This window comes from Bradyrhizobium sp. SZCCHNR1051, assembly GCF_032489615.1.
In the GTDB taxonomy this organism is placed as follows: Bacteria; Pseudomonadota; Alphaproteobacteria; order Rhizobiales; family Xanthobacteraceae; genus Bradyrhizobium.
The window spans coordinates 16,305-33,459 of the sequence record NZ_JAUEYJ010000021.1 but is presented as its reverse complement, the minus strand read 5'-3'; the positions used below and the strand labels follow the sequence as shown (position 1 = coordinate 33,459).

Genomic DNA, 17,155 nt, shown 5'->3' with positions numbered 1-17,155 from the left:
CAGCTCAGCCTTACAGTCCGGTGGTCACGTCGATACGGTGGCCCTCTTCGAGGGTCACGATCGCGCGCTTGCTGTCCGATTGCGAACCGAAATTGCCGCGGAACACCTTGGTCTTGCCCTTGCGGACGAGCGTGTTGACGCTCCTGACCTTGACGTCGAACAGCTTCTCGATCGCCTCTTTGATCTGAGGCTTGGTCGCCTTGGCGGCCACCTTGAACAGAACCTTGTTGTGCTCGGAGGCGAACGTCGCCTTCTCGGTCACGACCGGCGCGATGATGATGTCGTAGTGGCGCGGATCAATGGTCTTCATTTGAAGCGCGCCTCCAGCGCATCGATCGCCGCCTTGGTCAGCACGAGCTTCTGACGGCGCAGGATGTCGTAGACGTTGATGCCCTGGATCGGCAGCACGTCCAGGTTCGGGATGTTACGGGCTGCAGCGGCAAAGCCGTTGTGCAGCTCAGCACCGTCGATGATCAGCGCGTTGGTCAGGCCGAGACCGGAGAAGTGACCGATCAGCGCCTTGGTCTTCGCCGCCTCGAGGGTGGCGTTCTCCAGCACGACAAGATCACCGTCCTTGGCCTTGGCCGACAGCGCATGCTTCAGCGCCAGCGCACGGACCTTCTTCGGCAGGTCGGTCGCATGCGAGCGCACGACCGGACCGAAGGCGCGGCCGCCGCCACGGAACTGCGGCACGCGGGCCGATCCGTGACGAGCACCGCCGGTGCCCTTCTGCTTGTACATCTTCTTGCCGGTGCGCCAGATCTCGGCGCGGCCCTTGGCCTTGTGGGTGCCGGCCTGGCGCTTGTTCAGCTGCCACTGAACGCAGCGCTGAATGATGTCGACGCGCGGCTCCAGACCGAAGATGGCGTCGGAGAGCTGGACGGAGCCGGCTTCCTTGCCCTCGAGGGTGGTGACTTTCAGTTCCATTTATGCGCCCTCCTGCACGGCCGGCGCTTCGGCAGCCTGCTCACCCGCGACCTTGAACTTGCCGGGCTTCGGCGCTTCCTTCGGCAGCGGCTTCTTCACGGCGTCGCGCACCGAGATCCAGCCACCCTTGGAGCCGGGCACCGCGCCTTCCACCAGGATCAGGCCACGCTCGACATCCGTCTGCACCACACGCAGGTTCAGCGTGGTGATGCGATCGACACCCATGTGACCGGGCATCTTCTTGTTCTTCCAGGTCTTGCCGGGGTCCTGACGGCCACCGGTCGAACCGATCGAACGGTGCGAGATCGACACACCGTGCGTGGCGCGCAGACCGCCGAAGTTCCAGCGCTTCATACCGCCGGCGAAGCCCTTACCGACCGAGGTGCCGGTGACGTCGACGAACTGGCCGACGACGAAGTGATCGGCCTGGATCTCGGCGCCGACCGGAATCAGCGAGTCCTCGCTGACACGGAATTCGGCGAGCTTGCGCTTCGGCTCGACCTTGGCGACCGCGAACTGACCGCGCTCGGCCTTCGGCATGTAGACCGTCTTGCGGCTGCCGCTGCCGAGCTGCAGAGCGACGTAGCCGTTCTTCTCGGTGGTGCGGTGACCGACCACCTGGCAATTGCCGAGCTTCAGCACGGTCACGGGGATATGTTCGCCGGTCTCCGTGAAGACCCGCGTCATCCCGACCTTTTGTGCGATCACTCCGGAGCGCATCGGCGTGCTTCCTGTTCTTCTCTATGTCCGCGTGAGGTGCGAACGTGAATCCAAAAACTTAGAGCTTGATCTCGACGTCGACACCGGCGGCCAGATCGAGCTTCATCAAAGCATCGACGGTCTGCGGGGTCGGATCGACGATGTCGAGCAGGCGCTTGTGGGTGCGCATCTCGAACTGCTCGCGGCTCTTCTTGTCGACGTGCGGCGAACGGTTCACGGTGAACTTCTCGATGCGGGTCGGCAGCGGAATGGGTCCGCGAACCTGCGCGCCGGTCCGTTTCGCCGTGTTGACGATCTCGCGCGTCGACGTATCGAGGATACGATGGTCAAACGCCTTGAGACGGATGCGGATATTTTGGCCGTTCATTGCCGTATCTTTCTGTGAGTAGTGAGTGGCGAGTAGCGAACAGCGAATGGATTTCTCCATTCGCCACCCGCCATTCCCTATTCGCTGTTGTTACTCGATGATCGAGGCGACGACGCCGGCGCCGACGGTGCGGCCGCCCTCGCGGATGGCGAAGCGCAGCTTCTCCTCCATCGCGATCGGCACGATCAGGTGCACTTCCATCGCGATGTTGTCGCCCGGCATCACCATCTCGGTGCCTTCCGGCAGATGAACGACGCCGGTCACGTCGGTCGTGCGGAAGTAGAACTGCGGACGATAGTTGGTGAAGAACGGCGTGTGACGGCCGCCCTCTTCCTTGGTGAGGATGTAGGCCTCAGCCTTGAACTTGGTGTGCGGCTTGACCGAGCCCGGCTTGCACAGCACCTGGCCGCGCTCGACGTCCTCGCGCTTGGTGCCGCGGAGCAGCGCGCCGATGTTGTCGCCGGCCTGGCCCTGATCGAGCAGCTTGCGGAACATTTCGACGCCGGTGACGGTGGTCTTCTGGGTCGGTCGGATGCCGACGATCTCGATTTCCTCACCGACCTTGATGATGCCGCGCTCGACACGGCCGGTCACCACGGTGCCGCGGCCCGAGATCGAGAACACGTCTTCGACCGGCATCAGGAAGGGCTGGTCGATCGGACGCTCCGGCTGCGGAATGTATTCGTCGACATTGCGCATCAGCTCGAGGATGGCGTCGTGGCCGAGCTTCTTGTCCGAATCTTCGAGAGCGGCGAGCGCCGAGCCCTTGATGATCGGGATCTTGTCGCCCGGGAATTCGTACTTCGACAGCAGCTCGCGGACCTCGAGCTCGACGAGCTCCAGCAGCTCCGGATCGTCGACCATGTCGCACTTGTTGAGGAACACGACCAGCGCCGGCACGCCCACCTGGCGAGCGAGCAGGATGTGCTCACGGGTCTGCGGCATCGGGCCGTCAGCGGCCGACACGACCAGGATCGCGCCGTCCATCTGCGCGGCGCCGGTGATCATGTTCTTCACGTAGTCGGCGTGGCCGGGGCAATCGACGTGCGCGTAGTGACGGTTCTTGGTCTCGTACTCGACGTGCGCGGTCGAGATGGTGATGCCGCGCGCCTTCTCTTCCGGGGCCTTGTCGATCTGGTCGTAGGCAGTGAACGTCGCACCGCCCGTCTCGGCCAGGATCTTGGTGATTGCAGCCGTCAGCGAGGTCTTGCCGTGGTCGACGTGACCGATGGTGCCGATGTTGCAGTGGGGCTTGTTACGTTCAAACTTAGCTTTGGCCATTTGACTCTCCGTTCAGTCGCTCACTTGAGCTCGCGACAATCAGGCAAACTTCTTCTGGACTTCGGCCGACACGTTGGCCGGCGCTTCAGCGTAGTGCGAGAACTGCATCGTGAAGGTCGCGCGGCCCTGGCTCATGGAGCGCAGGTTGTTCACGTAACCGAACATGTTCATGAGCGGCACCATCGCGTTGATGACGTTGGCGTTGCCGCGCATGTCCTGGCCCTGAATCTGGCCACGACGCGAGTTCAGGTCGCCGATGACCGAGCCGGTGTAGTCTTCCGGGGTCACCACCTCGACCTTCATGATCGGCTCGAGCAGAACCGACTTGCCCTTCTGCAGCGCCTCGCGGAAAGCCGCACGAGAGGCGATTTCGAAGGCCAGCGCCGACGAGTCGACATCGTGATACTTGCCGTCGACCAGTGCCACCTTGACGTCGACCACCGGGAAGCCGGCGACGACGCCCGCGCCGAGCACGCTCTCGATGCCCTTCTCGACGCCCGGGATGTATTCCTTCGGAACCGCACCGCCGACGATCTTGGACTCGAACACATAGCCGCCGCCCGGCTCGTTCGGCTCGACCACGAGGCTCACGGCCGCGAACTGACCGGTACCGCCGGTCTGCTTCTTGTGGGTGTAGTCCACGTTGGCCGGCTTGGTGATACGCTCACGGAACGCCACCTGCGGCGCGCCGATGTTCGCATCGACCTTGTAGGTGCGCTTGAGGATGTCGACCTTGATGTCGAGATGGAGCTCGCCCATCCCCTTCAGAATGGTCTGGCCCGACTCGTGATCGGTCGACACGCGGAAGGACGGATCCTCCGCTGCCAGCTTCGCCAGCGCGACGCCCAGCTTCTCCTGGTCGGCCTTCGACTTCGGCTCGATCGCGATCTCGATGACCGGCTCCGGGAACTCCATCTTTTCCAGGATCACCTGGTTGGACGGATCGCACAGCGTGTCACCGGTGCGGGCTTCCTTGAGGCCTGCAAGAGCGACGATGTCGCCGGCATAGGCTTCCTTGATGTCCTCGCGGTTGTTCGCATGCATCAGCAGCATGCGGCCGATGCGTTCCTTCTTCTCGCGGGTCGAGTTCACGACGCCGGTGCCCGAGGTCAGGACGCCCGAATAGATGCGGCAGAAAGTGATGGTGCCGACGAACGGGTCGTCCATGATCTTGAACGCCAGCAGCGCCAGCGGCTCCTTGTCGTCCGCCTTGCGCACGACCTCGTTGCCCTTGTCGTCGGTGCCCTTGATCGCGGGCACGTCGAGCGGCGACGGCAGATAGTCGACGACGGCGTCGAGCAAGGGCTGCACGCCCTTGTTCTTGAAGGCCGAGCCGCACAGCACCGGATAGAAGGCGCCGGTCAGCACCGCCTTGCGGATCAGGCGCTTCAGGGTCGCCTCGTCCGGCTCGTTGCCGTCCAGGAACGCAGCCAGGGCGTCGTCGTCGAGCTCGACGGCGGCTTCCACCAGCTTCTCGCGATATTCCTTGGCCTGATCGGCGAGATCAGCCGGAATCTCGGCGTAGTCGAACTTCGCGCCGAGCGCCTCGTCGTTCCAGACGATCGCCTTCATCGTCACGAGATCGATGCAGCCCTTGAAGTTGTTCTCCGCGCCGATCGGCAGCTGAATAGCCACCGGCTTCGCACCCAGGCGATCGACGATGTCGGACAGGCACTTGAAGAAGTCGGCGCCGGTCTTGTCCATCTTGTTCGCGAAGACGATGCGCGGCACCTTGTACTTGTCGCCCTGACGCCAGACGGTCTCGGTCTGCGGCTCGACGCCCTGGTTGGAGTCGAGCACGCAGACGGCGCCGTCGAGCACGCGCAAGCTGCGCTCGACCTCGATGGTGAAGTCGACGTGACCGGGGGTGTCGATGATGTTCAGGCGCTTGCCGTTCCAGAACGCGGTGGTCGCAGCGGAGGTGATCGTGATGCCACGCTCCTGCTCCTGCTCCATCCAGTCCATCGTCGCGGCACCTTCGTGCACTTCGCCGATCTTGTGGCTCTTGCCGGTGTAATAGAGGATGCGCTCGGTCGTGGTCGTCTTACCGGCGTCGATATGCGCCATGATGCCGAAGTTGCGATAGTCTTCGATGGCGTGTTGGCGGGGCATGGGTGTGTTCCCTGATTTCCGTCGGTTTCGCCGTTACCAGCGATAGTGCGAGAAGGCGCGGTTGGCTTCAGCCATCCGGTGCACGTCTTCACGCTTCTTCACGGCGTTGCCCCGGTTATTGGAGGCATCGAGCAGCTCCGCCGAAAGCCGCTCGGTCATCGTCTTCTCGTTGCGGTCGCGCGCGGCCGAGATCAGCCAGCGGATGCCCAGCGCCTGCCGGCGGGTCGAACGAACTTCGACCGGCACCTGGTAGGTCGCGCCGCCGACGCGGCGGGAGCGGACCTCGATGGTCGGCATGACGTTTTCGAGGGCCTGCTCGAACACCGTCAGCGGGCTCTGCTTGGTCTTGGCCTCGATGATGCCGAACGCGCCGTAGACGATACCTTCGGCGACCGACTTCTTGCCGGCGTACATCACCGAGTTCATGAACTTGGTGACAATGATGTTCCCGAACTTCGGATCCGGAAGCACTTCACGCTTTTCGGCTGAATGGCGACGCGACATGTGATCTTGTTCCCGCTTCTCTCGAACGTCTTACTTCGGACGCTTCGCGCCATACTTCGAACGGCGCTGCTTACGGTTCTTGACGCCCTGGGTATCCAGCACGCCGCGGAGGATGTGGTAGCGCACGCCCGGCAAGTCCTTGACGCGGCCGCCGCGGATCATGACCACCGAGTGCTCCTGCAGGTTATGGCCTTCACCCGGGATGTAGCCGATCACCTCGAAGCCGTTGGTCAGGCGCACCTTGGCGACCTTACGAAGCGCCGAGTTCGGCTTCTTCGGGGTCGTGGTGTAGACGCGCGTGCAAACGCCACGCTTCTGCGGCGACTGCTGCAGCGCCGGCACCTTCTTGCGCGACTTCTGCACTTCGCGCGGATTTGCGATCAGCTGGTTGATCGTCGGCATCTTGGCCTTCACCCTTCTCAACGTTCGCACGGAGACCGCGACCGGCTTCCGCAAATTCTGTTCGAGGTTCCCCGCCTCACCGGGCCGTTCGCGCGATCAAAACCCACGCAAAACGAAATCGCGCCAACCGTTCATCGCTGAACGGAAAGCGCTTGACGCCACAGAGGACCGCGATCACCACCAGTCAGCTTGCGCTGGCGGGCGGCCTACCGAGGTCATGCATCCGAAATTGGTCTCAGGAGAACGAGCTCGAGAGATCTAATATCGTTTTGGCATTGCCTAGCTATGATCGACAGCGTTTGAGCGGCATTCGTCGAGGGTGGTGCCCGTCCCACCCTGTTCTGGGTGGTCTGGGTGATCCGTACCGACGCTGGCGAAGCTCACCGCCTGTCGTTGAGTGCCGGCCTTTTATAAGCGGTAAATATCCAAGTCAAGCAAAACGACGCCGCAAGACGCTCAAAGAAGCGCTTCTGGCCGCTGCAGTTTCCGCTCCGACGGTGCCCCCGCGTCTAAGGTATCTGTAGACCGCAGAGCCCTGCCCGCGCCTGCGCAGTCACCTCTCCAACCCCGGACATATCCAGAGACATTGAAGATAAGGCTTTTTTCGGCTTTGGCCGACAAGGATGGCGCCAAGACGAGGCGCCCGGTGACAGAATATACCGATATTGCGATCATTGGCGGCGGCTTGGCCGGCGCGATCACGGCCGCCATGCTCGGGCGTGCGGGCATCCCGGCGATTCTGGTCGATCCCCATGCGATCTACCCGGCCGACTTTCGAATCGAGAAGATCTCCGGTGCCGGGCAGATCGACCGGTTCCGTCGCACCGGAATCGCCGACAAGGTGTTAACCCAAGCCACCCTGGCCCCGGAGAACTGGATCGCCCGATTCGGCTACATGCTCGAACGGGCGCCAGTCCAGCAATATGGCATCCCGTACGATACGCTGGTGACGGCCGTGCGTGACGAGATCCGTGGCCCTGTGACGCGAATCGTCGCCAAGGCCGTGGCGATCACACTAGGCGAGGATCGCCAGTCGGTCGTGCTGTCCAACGGGCAGACGATCTCGGCCCGCCTCGTCGTGCTCGCCAACGGGCTGAACGTTGGGCTGCGGCACATGCTGGGAATCACCCGCAAGATCGCCAGCCCCGCCCATTCCGTCTCGATCGGCTTCGACCTGACGCCGGTCGGCCGCGCCGCCTTCCCGTTCCCGGCCATGACCTACTTCCAGGAGCGGGCCAGTGCGCGGGTGCCCTACATCACCCTGTTCCCGATCGGCGAGCGCATGCGGGCGAACCTGTTCGCCTATCGCGAGGTGGATGATCCCTGGCTGCGGGCGATCCGGCGCGCCCCGGTCGAAACGCTGACGACCGCCCTGCCCGGCCTGCGGCGGATCACTGGCGAGTACGCCGTGAGCGGCGAGGTGAAGGTCCGGCCGGCCGATCTGATCACCAACAGCGGATATCGCATGCCCGGCGTGGTGCTCGTCGGCGACGCCTTCTGCACCACCTGCCCCGTCACCGGCACCGGCTCCGACAAGGTGTTCACCGATGTCGAGCGCCTCTGCAACGTCCACATTCCGCGCTGGCTGGCGACTGACGGCATGGGCGAGGCCAAGATCGCGGCCTTCTATGCGGACCCGGTCAAGATGGCCTGCGATGCGTGGTCGCTCGAGAAGGCCTGGAATTTCAGATCCGTCTCGATCGGGACCAGACCCTATTGGCAGGCGCAGCGCTGGGCACGCTTTGCAGTCTCGCTCGGCCGCGGCACGCGGCAGCGGCTGACGAAGACCATTGCGCCGCTCAACGCTTATTCCTCGTCGTCGTCGTCATCATCCTCATCGTCGTCTTCATCGCTGTCGTCGTCGGCCTGATCGGCCCGACTCGGCTGGTGGCCCTGGTCGTCCCACAGCTTGCGATAGACACCGTTCTTGGCCAAGAGCTCGGCGTGGCTGCCGCGCTCGATCGCCCGGCCGCTAGAGATGACGATGATCTCGTCCATCTCGACCACCGAGGTCAGGCGGTGGGTCGACCAGATCATGGTGCGGCCCTTGGCGACCTTGAGCAGGGTGCGGTTGATTGCGGCTTCCGTGGTCTGGTCGAGCGCCGAGGTCGCCTCGTCGAGCAGCAGCACGGAGGGATTGCGGATGATGGCGCGGGCGATTGCGATGCGCTGGCGCTGGCCGCCGGACAGCGTGTCGCCGCGCTCGCCGACGAGCGTGTCGTATTTCTGCGGCAGGCTCATGATGTAGCGGTGGATCTCGGCCTTCTTGGCCGCCTCCTCCACCTCGGCGTCGGTGGCGCCCTCCTTGCCGAGCCGGATGTTCTCCCGCAGCGACATGTTGAACAGCATGTTCTCCTGGAACACCACGGCCATGCTGCCGCGCAGCGAATCGCGCGTGACCCTGCGGATGTCGACGCCGTCGATGGTGACGCGGCCTTCGTTGGGCACGTAGAGTCGCAGGATCAGGTTGAGCAGCGTGCTCTTGCCCGAGCCCGACGGACCGACGATCGCGATCCGCTTGCCGACGTCGAGCTTGAGGCTGAGATTGTCGAGCACCGGCGTCTGGCTGCCCTCGTACTGGAAGGTCACGCGCTCGAAGGTGATGTCGTGGCTGATGCGGGGCAGATCCGGCGCGCCCGGCCGGTCGGCGCCGCGGGTCGGCTCGTCCAGCAGCTCCTGCATGTGCCGGATTGCGGCCGCCGAGGAAATCGACACCGGCACGAAGTGCATGACATGGGCGATGTTGTAGGACACCTCCCAGAACGCGCTCTCGAAGGTGACGAAGGTGCCGATCGTGATCTGGCCCTTGGTGGCGAGATAGGCGCCGAGGGCGAGCACGACGAGATGCAGCAGCAGCACGGAGATCGTGACGGTGCGCTCGACCATGGTCGACAGGAACATCGCATCGGCCATCTTGCGCCGCGCCGCGTCGTTGCGGAAGCTGAACCAGCCGAATACCTTGCGGTGCAGGCTGAAGGCCTTGATGACGGCTTGCGCCGCGATGTTCTCCTGGATCACGCCGAGCAGCGACGCCTCGTTCAGCTTCTGCTCGTAATTGGCCTGAACCGCCTTCGGCGTCAGGATGCGCGGGCCGATCAGGGTGATCGGAAACACCAGCAGCGCGATCGCAGCGAGCTGCCAGTTGAGGAACAGCATCAGAATGATGCCCGCAATCAGCTCGAGGAACGGCAGCACAGCGCTGTTGGCGAAACTCTTCACGACGTTCTCGAACGCCGACATGTCGACCGAGAAGCGCGACAAGATCTCGCCGCGCTTGGTGCGCTGGAAATAGGCGGCCGGCAGGTTCTGCACGTGGTCGAACAGACGGGTGCGGACATCCGAGATGACGCAGGCCGCCAGACGCGCATCCCAGCGCTCGTAGAGCACGGCAACGATCGAGGTGAAGATGCCCGCAACGGCCAGCACGCCGAGGATGCGATAGAGCGCCTCGAAATCCTCCTCGCCGAGCGCATCGTCGATCAGGAACTTGAGGCTGAGCGGCATGATGACGTTGAACAGCGTCTCGATCAGCACGCCGATCGCCACGAAGGCCAGCATCTTCTTGTATTTGGCCAGCAGCGGCCTGACGAAGCCGTAGATCGTCGCAAGCGCGCCGGCGGCCTCGCGGGCCGTATAGACGACGAGATCCTCGTCGTCGTCATCGTCGTCGAGATCGTCGCCCTCGTCCTCGCCGTCCTCATCGTCGGAGGGCGGCGGCGCAGGCTTGCTTGCCTGTGGTGGCTTGGTGGCCTGCGGCGGCTTGGATGCCTGCGGCGGTTTGGCCGCCTCCGGCACTTTGGCGGCCTGCGACGGCTCGGAGAGCTGCGGCGCTTCAGATGTGTGCTGCGCTTCGGCTGCCAGCGGCGCGTTGGCGGCGAGCGGTGTTTCCGGCGCTTGGGGTGCCTGCGGCGCTTGGGGCGCGGCGGTTCCAGAAAGCCGCTTCGCGATCTCGGCTGCGGCGCCCGCGGCAGCCGCAATTCGCTCGCCGGCAATCCGATCGTCCGCGGCCTGACCGGGCGGCGCCGAGGTCGAATTGGATTTCGAACCTCGTTTCGAGCCTGATTTGGAAGCCGGTCTCGACTCTGACTCTGGTTTCTTGGGCGCCATGCAACCAACCGAAGCAGCGCGGCCGACGAGAGCGCCAGCCTTGCGCGTCAGGCCTTTAACATCTGCACAGCGCCGCGGCCAGCGTCCTCAATCTTCGTCCTCGACCTTGTCGAAGAACGAATAGCGCAGGCTGTCGGCGTCGGCGTACCACTGACCGGGCCCCTTGTTGGCCGCGAGCGTCGCAGCCCACACCTCGTCGGTGCAATCGCGGCGGTGCATGGCCAGATCAAACCCGTTGCCGAAGAACAGCTCCGACCACTCCCACCAGGTGCCGAGCTTCTTGACCCCACGCAGCAGGTCGTAGCGGTCGACCAGCGCCGGGGCCATGTCCGAGGTGATCGAGCCGAACACGAGGCCGGTCTTGACGACGCGGTTGAGCTCGCGGACCGCGCGCGCAACCTGCTTGTCACCGAGGTGGCAGAGGCTGGTCTCGAACACGAAATCGAACTCACCGGTCTTGAACGGCATGTCGGTGATCGAGCCGAGCTTGTTGTACTTCTTCAGCGCCTTCGGCGTCTTGCCATGGATGTAGCGGTTGTTCTCGATGCCCCAGGCATCGATGCCGCGCTCGCGGAGCGCTCCCACCAGCTCGCCGCTCGCGGAGCCGGCGACCAGGAGCTTGTAGCCCTTGCCCTTGCCGGCCCGGTTCCAGACGATCTTGATCAGGCTGGTCAGATAGTCCGGATCGGTGAACTGCGACCACGCTTCGCTGTACGGCCCCTGCCCGCGATAATTGTCGAAATAGTCGCGGTCGATCTTGTCCGACAGCGGCATCTCGGCCTGCGAGCGGGCGCGGCGCAGCCGCATCATCTCGGTCAGGATGATGTCGGTGGCCGCATCCGAGGAATCGAGCAGCCCGTTCAAGGTCGAGTCGAACAGGTAGTCTCCGACCACGACGATACCGGGGTGCTCCTTCGGCTCAGGCCGGTGATTGGTCATGACGTCGCGCACCGGCAGACCGCCGGGCAGCGCGTTGACCGACGACAGCCAGCGATGGATCTTGCCTTCCATGAAGTGCGCGCGCGCGTCGCCGAGCGCCGCTGGGAGCGACTTCAGCGCGGCATCGATCAGCTCCTGGTCCGACAGATTGGCGAAGGCGAGCGCATCCGAGCCCGCGATCAGCCAGTTCAGCACGCCGTGCTTGCCGACGTCGTGGCGCGAGCCCTCGTTGTAGATGCAGCAGCCGCCGAACGCCTCCGACATAAACCAGGAGCCCGGAATCTTCTCGCCCCAGAACGGCTCGTCGAACAGGATCGAGACGCGCAGATAATGCGCGGGACGATCGAAATAGGCGATGTGCTTGACCATGGACTGGCGCAGCTTCTCGCCGTCCCAGCCGACCGTCGACAGCCAGGAATGCGGCAGACACACCAACACGAGATCGAACTCGCGCGTCTCCGGCCCCTTGCCGTTCATCATGTTGAGCCGGTAGCGGCCCTGCTCGGTCTTGCCGATGCGGAGCACGCGATGATTGAGTTTGATGTCAGCATCAACCTCCGAGCGAAGGCACTCGATCAGCTGCTCATTGCCGTTCTGGATCGAGTACAGGCCGATATAGTCGTCGATATCCATCACGAAGTTCTTGAGCGCATTGAGGCCGTTGGTGTTGTGGGCCTCGGTCGCGAGGTCGGAGCGCGACATCACCTTGAAGAAGCGCTTGGCCGTGGGATCCTCGACCTCCTCGTCGAGCAGCTCTTCGCAGGTCTTGTAGGCCCAGGGGTGCTCGTTATCGTGGGCGCCGACGCCTTCGTAATATTCGACCGGCGACATTACCTCCGTACAACGCTTGCGGAACGCCTCGACGGCAGCGGCCGTCTTCGGGCCGTACTTGCGGCGCAGCCCGGGCACGTCGTCGAGCAGCTCGCCGTCGAGCTGGACCTGCAGCGCATCCATCGGAATCGTCTGCAGACCGAAATGCTGGATCAGCTCGCGCAGCGGATCAGGGCCGGTCATCGAGTAGTCGTAGATTTCTGCGACACCAGCCTCATACATCGCCGGTGCGGTATCGAACTTGCGCGTCACGATCTTGCCGCCGAGCCGGTCGGATGCCTCGAAGATCGTCACCTTGCAGAGATCGCCGAGTTTGCGCCTCAGGTACCAGGCGCTCATCAGTCCACCCGGACCGCCACCAACAATCGCAAGGTCAAGCATCTAAGTTCCGCCATCTCCGGCTGTCAGCGACGTTGCCGGTCGTCCATATCAGGGGTCCTGCCACCCTCGGGGCTCGATCGGCCATAGCGTACCCGGCCCGCAAAAGATTTGCGCCGGAGCAAATCGGCGCATCGCCACGGGAGTCGACGGAAATCAGCTCAGCGGATCTGATGCTTCCAAGAGCACCTCTGTCCCTGAAGGGAAGATGAACAACGGGGCAGCAGCGCGGCAACAGGAGAAGAAAATGTCAAAAAAAGGCCGGCAACCGCCGGCCTTTTCTACGCGTGATGAACGCACGGCAGACCCCAACACCGTCAGGGTCTGCCGCAATCGTCCGTTTACTCTGCCGGCGGCAGAGCGAGCGGCTGAGGCTCGGGCTGCGCCGGCACGATCGCCGCCTGCTTCTCGCGCTCGTCGAGAATCAGCTTGTCGCGCTTCAAGGCGACTTCGCGGATGCGGGCCATCGAGGCGCCGGTGCCAGCCGGGATCAGACGGCCGACGATGACGTTCTCCTTGAGACCCTCGAGCGGATCGATCTTGCCGTTGACCGCCGCCTCGGTGAGGACGCGGGTGGTCTCCTGGAACGAGGCCGCCGAGAAGAACGACCGGGTCTGCAGGCTCGCCTTGGTGATGCCGAGCAGAACCGGAGTGCCTGTGGCCGGCTTCTTCGCCTCCTCCACGGCTTTCGCGTTGAGCAGGTCGAACTCGATCTTGTCGACCTGTTCGCCCGAGATCATGTCGGTGTCGCCCTGGTCGGCGATCTCCACCTTCTGCAGCATCTGACGGACAATCACCTCGATGTGCTTGTCGTTGATGAGCACGCCCTGCAGCCGGTAGACCTCCTGGATCTCGTTGACCAGATAGGCCGCGAGCTCCTCGATGCCCTTGATCGCCAGGATGTCGTGCGGCGCGGGGTTGCCTTCGACGATGAAGTCGCCCTTCTCGACGATGTCGCCATCCTGCAGATGGATGTGCTTGCCCTTCGGGATCAGGTACTCGCGCGGCTCCTCGGTCTTGTCGACCGGCTCGATCGAGATGCGACGCTTGTTCTTGTAGTCGCGACCGAACCGGATGGTGCCGGCGATCTCAGCGATGATCGCGGCATCCTTCGGCTTGCGCGCTTCGAACAGCTCCGCCACCCGCGGCAGACCGCCGGTGATGTCGCGCGTCTTGGCGCTTTCGGTCGAGATACGCGCCAGGATGTCGCCTGGCTTCACCGTCGCACCGACGTCGACAGAAAGAATCGCGTCGACCGACAGCATGTAGCGGGCATCGCCGCCGCGGGCGAGCTTGAGCACCTTGCCGTCCTTGCCCTTGATCACGATCGCCGGACGCAGATCCGCGCCACCGCGCGTTCCACGCCAGTCGATGACCACGCGCTTGGCAATACCGGTGGATTCGTCGAGCGTTTCCGAGATCGACAGACCTTCGGTCAGATCCTCGAACCCGATCGTGCCCTCCGCTTCCGTGAGGATCGGGCGGGTATAGGGATCCCACTCGGCGATGCGCTGGCCGCGCTTGATCATGTCGCCGTCGTCGACGTGCATGCGCGAGCCGTACTGGATACGGTGCGTCGCACGCTCGGTGCCGTCGGGGTCGACGATCGTCACGACCATGTTGCGGACCATCGCGATCAGGTGACCCTCGCTGTTGCGAGCGATCGACTTGTTCCTGATGACCACCTTGCCTTCGAAGTTCGATTCCACGAAGGACTGCTCGTTCAGCTGCGCTGCGCCGCCGATGTGGAAGGTGCGCATCGTCAGCTGGGTGCCGGGCTCACCGATCGACTGCGCGGCGATGACGCCGACAGCCTCGCCATGGTTGACCGGCGTGCCGCGCGCCAGATCGCGGCCGTAGCACATCTTGCAGATGCCGTTGACGAGCTCGCACGTCAGCGCAGAGCGGATCTTCACCTCCTGCACGCCAGCCTGCTGGATGGCGTCGATGTGGCTCTCCTCCATCAGCGTGCCGGCCTTGACCAGCACGGCGTTGGTCGCGGGATCACGCACGTCATCGCAGGGCACGCGGCCCAGGATGCGCGAGCCGAGCGAAGCCACGACCGTGCCGGCATCGACGATGGCGCGCATCTTGATGCCGAGATGGGTGCCGCAATCGTCCTGCGTGATGATACAATCCTGCGCGACGTCGACCAGACGACGGGTCAGGTAGCCCGAGTTCGCGGTCTTCAACGCGGTGTCCGCGAGGCCCTTGCGGGCGCCGTGGGTCGAGTTGAAGTACTCGAGAACCGACAGACCTTCCTTGAAGTTCGAGATGATCGGCGTCTCGATGATCTCACCCGACGGCTTGGCCATGAGGCCGCGCATGCCGGCGAGCTGACGCATCTGGGCCGGCGAACCGCGGGCACCGGAATGCGACATCATGTAGATCGAGTTGATGTCGGCATCCGCCCCCGTCGCCGTCTTCTTGGTGACGGAGATTTCCTTCATCATCTCCTTGGCGATCTCTTCGCTGGCCTTCGACCAGGCGTCGACGACCTTGTTGTACTTCTCGCCATGGGTGATCAGACCGTCATTGTACTGCTGCTCGAAATCCTTCGCCAGCGTACGGGTGGTGTCGACGATCTTCCACTTGCCCGCCGGCACGACCATGTCGTCCTTGCCGAACGAGATGCCCGCCTTGAAGGCGTTGTAGAAGCCGAGCGCCATGATGCGGTCGCAGAAGATCACCGTCTCCTTCTGGCCGCAGTGACGATAGACCTGATCGATCACGCCCGAGATTTCGCGCTTGGTCATCAGCTTGTTGATGACCTCGAACGTGACGCGCGGATGCTTCGGCAAGAGATTGCCGAGCATGACGCGGCCCGCGGTGGTTTCGATCCAGCGCTTGGCGACCTTGCCGGTCTCGTCCATGCCCTCCCAGCGATACTTGATCTTGCTGTGGAGATGGATGGCCTTGGCGTGCAGCGCATGCTCGAGCTCGGCCATGTTGCCGAACGCCATGCCCTGGCCGGGCATGCCTTCGCGCATGATCGAGACGTAGTAGAGACCGAGCACGATGTCCTGCGACGGCACGATGATCGGCTGACCGTTGGCCGGATGCAGGATGTTGTTGGTCGACATCATCAGGACGCGCGCTTCCAGCTGCGCTTCGAGCGACAGCGGAACGTGGACGGCCATCTGGTCGCCGTCGAAGTCGGCGTTGAACGCGGAGCACACCAGCGGATGCAGCTGGATCGCCTTGCCTTCGATCAGCACCGGCTCGAACGCCTGGATGCCGAGGCGATGCAGCGTCGGCGCGCGGTTCAACAGCACCGGATGCTCGCGGATGACCTCGTCCAGGATGTCCCAGACCTCGGGGCGCTCCTTCTCGACCAGCTTCTTGGCCTGCTTGACCGTCGTCGACAGGCCCTTGGCATCGAGCCGCGAATAGATGAACGGCTTGAACAGCTCGAGCGCCATCTTCTTCGGCAGGCCGCACTGGTGCAGGCGCAGCTCCGGACCGACCACGATGACCGAGCGACCGGAATAGTCGACGCGCTTGCCGAGCAGGTTCTGACGGAAGCGGCCCTGCTTGCCTTTGAGCATGTCGGCGAGCGACTTCAACGGACGCTTGTTGGCGCCGGTGATGACGCGGCCACGGCGGCCGTTGTCGAACAGCGCATCCACCGCTTCCTGAAGCATGCGCTTCTCGTTGCGGATGATGATGTCCGGCGCGCGCAGCTCCATCAGCCGCTTCAAACGGTTGTTGCGATTGATGACGCGGCGGTAGAGGTCGTTGAGGTCGGAGGTCGCGAAGCGGCCACCGTCGAGCGGGACCAGCGGCCGCAGGTCCGGCGGGATCACCGGCACCACGGTCATGATCATCCATTCCGGCTTGTTGCCGGAGTGGCGGAAGGCCTCGACGATCTTCAGACGCTTCGCGAGCTTCTTGTGCTTGATGTCGGAGTCGGTCTCCTGCATCTCCGCACGCAGCGTCTGCTCGAGCTTCTCCAGCTCGAGGCCGCGCAGCAGCTCACGGATGGCCTCCGCGCCGATCATGGCGGTGAAGCTGTCCTGGCCGTATTCGTCCTGCGCCTTGAGATACTCGTCCTCGGACAAGAGCTGACGGTCCTTGAGCGCGGTCAGACCCGGCTCGAGAACGACGTAGTATTCGAAGTACAGGATCCGCTCGAGATCCTTCAGCGTCATGTCGAGCAGGAGGCCGATGCGCGAGGGCAGCGACTTCAGGAACCAGATGTGCGCGACGGGAGCGGCGAGCTCGATATGGCCCATGCGCTCGCGCCGGACGCGCGACAGGGTCACCTCGACCGAGCACTTCTCGCAGATGATGCCCTTGTACTTCATCCGCTTGTACTTGCCGCACAGGCACTCGTAGTCCTTGATCGGCCCGAAGATGCGGGCGCAGAACAGGCCGTCGCGCTCGGGCTTGAAGGTGCGGTAGTTGATCGTTTCCGGCTTCTTGATCTCGCCGTAGGACCAGGACAGAATCTTCTCCGGAGACGCAATCGAGATCCGGATCTGGTCGAAGACCTGAGCCGGCGTCGTCGGATTGAAGAGATTCATAATTTCTTGGTTCATCGTATTCTCCTCGCGGGCCGATCGGGGGTCGGCCGCAAATTCGAAA

Annotated in this window: 12 protein-coding genes; 1 reads left to right on the top strand and 11 read right to left on the bottom strand. The window is 63.6% G+C overall.

Going from position 1 to position 17,155, the window contains the following annotated elements; all coding sequences use genetic code 11:
* Positions 1–10: 10 nt before the first annotated feature.
* From QW868_RS24295 to rpsL, 8 genes are all read right to left on the bottom strand, one after another.
* Positions 11–310, bottom strand: coding sequence for a 50S ribosomal protein L23 (locus QW868_RS24295; protein WP_315737599.1), 300 nt, complete (start codon positions 308–310; stop codon positions 11–13).
* Positions 307–927, bottom strand: coding sequence for a 50S ribosomal protein L4 (gene rplD / locus QW868_RS24290; protein WP_315737598.1), 621 nt, complete (start codon positions 925–927; stop codon positions 307–309). The genes QW868_RS24295 and rplD overlap by 4 nt, the downstream gene beginning before the upstream one ends.
* The gene (rplC, locus tag QW868_RS24285; protein ID WP_006611838.1) at positions 928–1,647 is read right to left on the bottom strand and encodes a 50S ribosomal protein L3; all 720 of its coding nucleotides are present in this window, start codon (positions 1,645–1,647) and stop codon (positions 928–930) included.
* A 58-nt stretch (positions 1,648–1,705) separates the two neighbouring features.
* The gene (gene rpsJ / locus QW868_RS24280; RefSeq protein ID WP_002712302.1) at positions 1,706–2,014 is read right to left on the bottom strand and encodes a 30S ribosomal protein S10; all 309 of its coding nucleotides are present in this window, start codon (positions 2,012–2,014) and stop codon (positions 1,706–1,708) included.
* A gap of 90 nt (positions 2,015–2,104) precedes the next feature.
* A complete protein-coding gene (tuf, locus tag QW868_RS24275) occupies positions 2,105–3,295 on the bottom strand; it encodes an elongation factor Tu (RefSeq protein WP_006611837.1) in 1,191 nt (396 codons plus the stop codon).
* Positions 3,296–3,334: 39 nt separating this feature from the next.
* Positions 3,335–5,407: an elongation factor G gene (fusA, locus tag QW868_RS24270; RefSeq protein ID WP_315737597.1), complete on the bottom strand. Its 2,073-nt coding sequence runs from the start codon at positions 5,405–5,407 to the stop codon at positions 3,335–3,337.
* 33 nt (positions 5,408–5,440) lie between these two features.
* Entirely contained in the window at positions 5,441–5,911 is a 471-nt protein-coding gene (gene rpsG, locus QW868_RS24265) for a 30S ribosomal protein S7 (protein ID WP_006611835.1), read from the bottom strand.
* Between the two features lie 30 nt (positions 5,912–5,941).
* Positions 5,942–6,313: a 30S ribosomal protein S12 gene (rpsL, locus tag QW868_RS24260; protein ID WP_006611834.1), complete on the bottom strand. Its 372-nt coding sequence runs from the start codon at positions 6,311–6,313 to the stop codon at positions 5,942–5,944.
* A 646-nt stretch (positions 6,314–6,959) separates the two neighbouring features.
* Here rpsL and QW868_RS24255 point away from each other — a divergent pair.
* Positions 6,960–8,183, top strand: coding sequence for an NAD(P)/FAD-dependent oxidoreductase (locus QW868_RS24255; RefSeq protein ID WP_316231714.1), 1,224 nt, complete (start codon positions 6,960–6,962; stop codon positions 8,181–8,183).
* On the opposite strand, the gene QW868_RS24250 is transcribed toward QW868_RS24255, so the two are convergent.
* The 3 genes from QW868_RS24250 to rpoC all read right to left on the bottom strand — a co-directional run bounded on the left by QW868_RS24250 (position 8,120) and on the right by rpoC (position 17,109).
* The gene (locus QW868_RS24250) at positions 8,120–10,420 is read right to left on the bottom strand and encodes an ABC transporter ATP-binding protein (RefSeq protein WP_316231713.1); all 2,301 of its coding nucleotides are present in this window, start codon (positions 10,418–10,420) and stop codon (positions 8,120–8,122) included. The two genes, QW868_RS24255 and QW868_RS24250, sit on opposite strands and share 64 nt — an antisense overlap.
* 87 nt (positions 10,421–10,507) lie before the next feature.
* Positions 10,508–12,571 (bottom strand): FAD-dependent oxidoreductase, encoded by a 2,064-nt coding sequence (locus QW868_RS24245; RefSeq protein WP_315811483.1) that lies wholly within the window; start codon positions 12,569–12,571, stop codon positions 10,508–10,510.
* A 338-nt stretch (positions 12,572–12,909) separates the two neighbouring features.
* The gene (gene rpoC, locus QW868_RS24240) at positions 12,910–17,109 is read right to left on the bottom strand and encodes a DNA-directed RNA polymerase subunit beta' (RefSeq protein ID WP_315737593.1); all 4,200 of its coding nucleotides are present in this window, start codon (positions 17,107–17,109) and stop codon (positions 12,910–12,912) included.
* Between the last annotated feature and the right edge of the window lie 46 nt (positions 17,110–17,155).

Excerpts from the sequence above, each read along its gene's own strand:
- QW868_RS24295 (WP_315737599.1), bottom strand. The coding sequence starts at position 310 with ATGAAGACCATTGATCCGCGCCACTACGACATCATCATCGCGCCGGTC.
- rplD (WP_315737598.1), bottom strand. The coding sequence starts at position 927 with ATGGAACTGAAAGTCACCACCCTCGAGGGCAAGGAAGCCGGCTCCGTC.
- rplC (WP_006611838.1), bottom strand. The coding sequence starts at position 1,647 with ATGCGCTCCGGAGTGATCGCACAAAAGGTCGGGATGACGCGGGTCTTC.
- rpsJ (WP_002712302.1), bottom strand. The coding sequence starts at position 2,014 with ATGAACGGCCAAAATATCCGCATCCGTCTCAAGGCGTTTGACCATCGT.
- tuf (WP_006611837.1), bottom strand. The coding sequence starts at position 3,295 with ATGGCCAAAGCTAAGTTTGAACGTAACAAGCCCCACTGCAACATCGGC.
- fusA (WP_315737597.1), bottom strand. The coding sequence starts at position 5,407 with ATGCCCCGCCAACACGCCATCGAAGACTATCGCAACTTCGGCATCATG.
- rpsG (WP_006611835.1), bottom strand. The coding sequence starts at position 5,911 with ATGTCGCGTCGCCATTCAGCCGAAAAGCGTGAAGTGCTTCCGGATCCG.
- rpsL (WP_006611834.1), bottom strand. The coding sequence starts at position 6,313 with ATGCCGACGATCAACCAGCTGATCGCAAATCCGCGCGAAGTGCAGAAG.
- QW868_RS24250 (WP_316231713.1), bottom strand. The coding sequence starts at position 10,420 with ATGGCGCCCAAGAAACCAGAGTCAGAGTCGAGACCGGCTTCCAAATCA.
- QW868_RS24245 (WP_315811483.1), bottom strand. The coding sequence starts at position 12,571 with ATGCTTGACCTTGCGATTGTTGGTGGCGGTCCGGGTGGACTGATGAGC.
- rpoC (WP_315737593.1), bottom strand. The coding sequence starts at position 17,109 with ATGAACCAAGAAATTATGAATCTCTTCAATCCGACGACGCCGGCTCAG.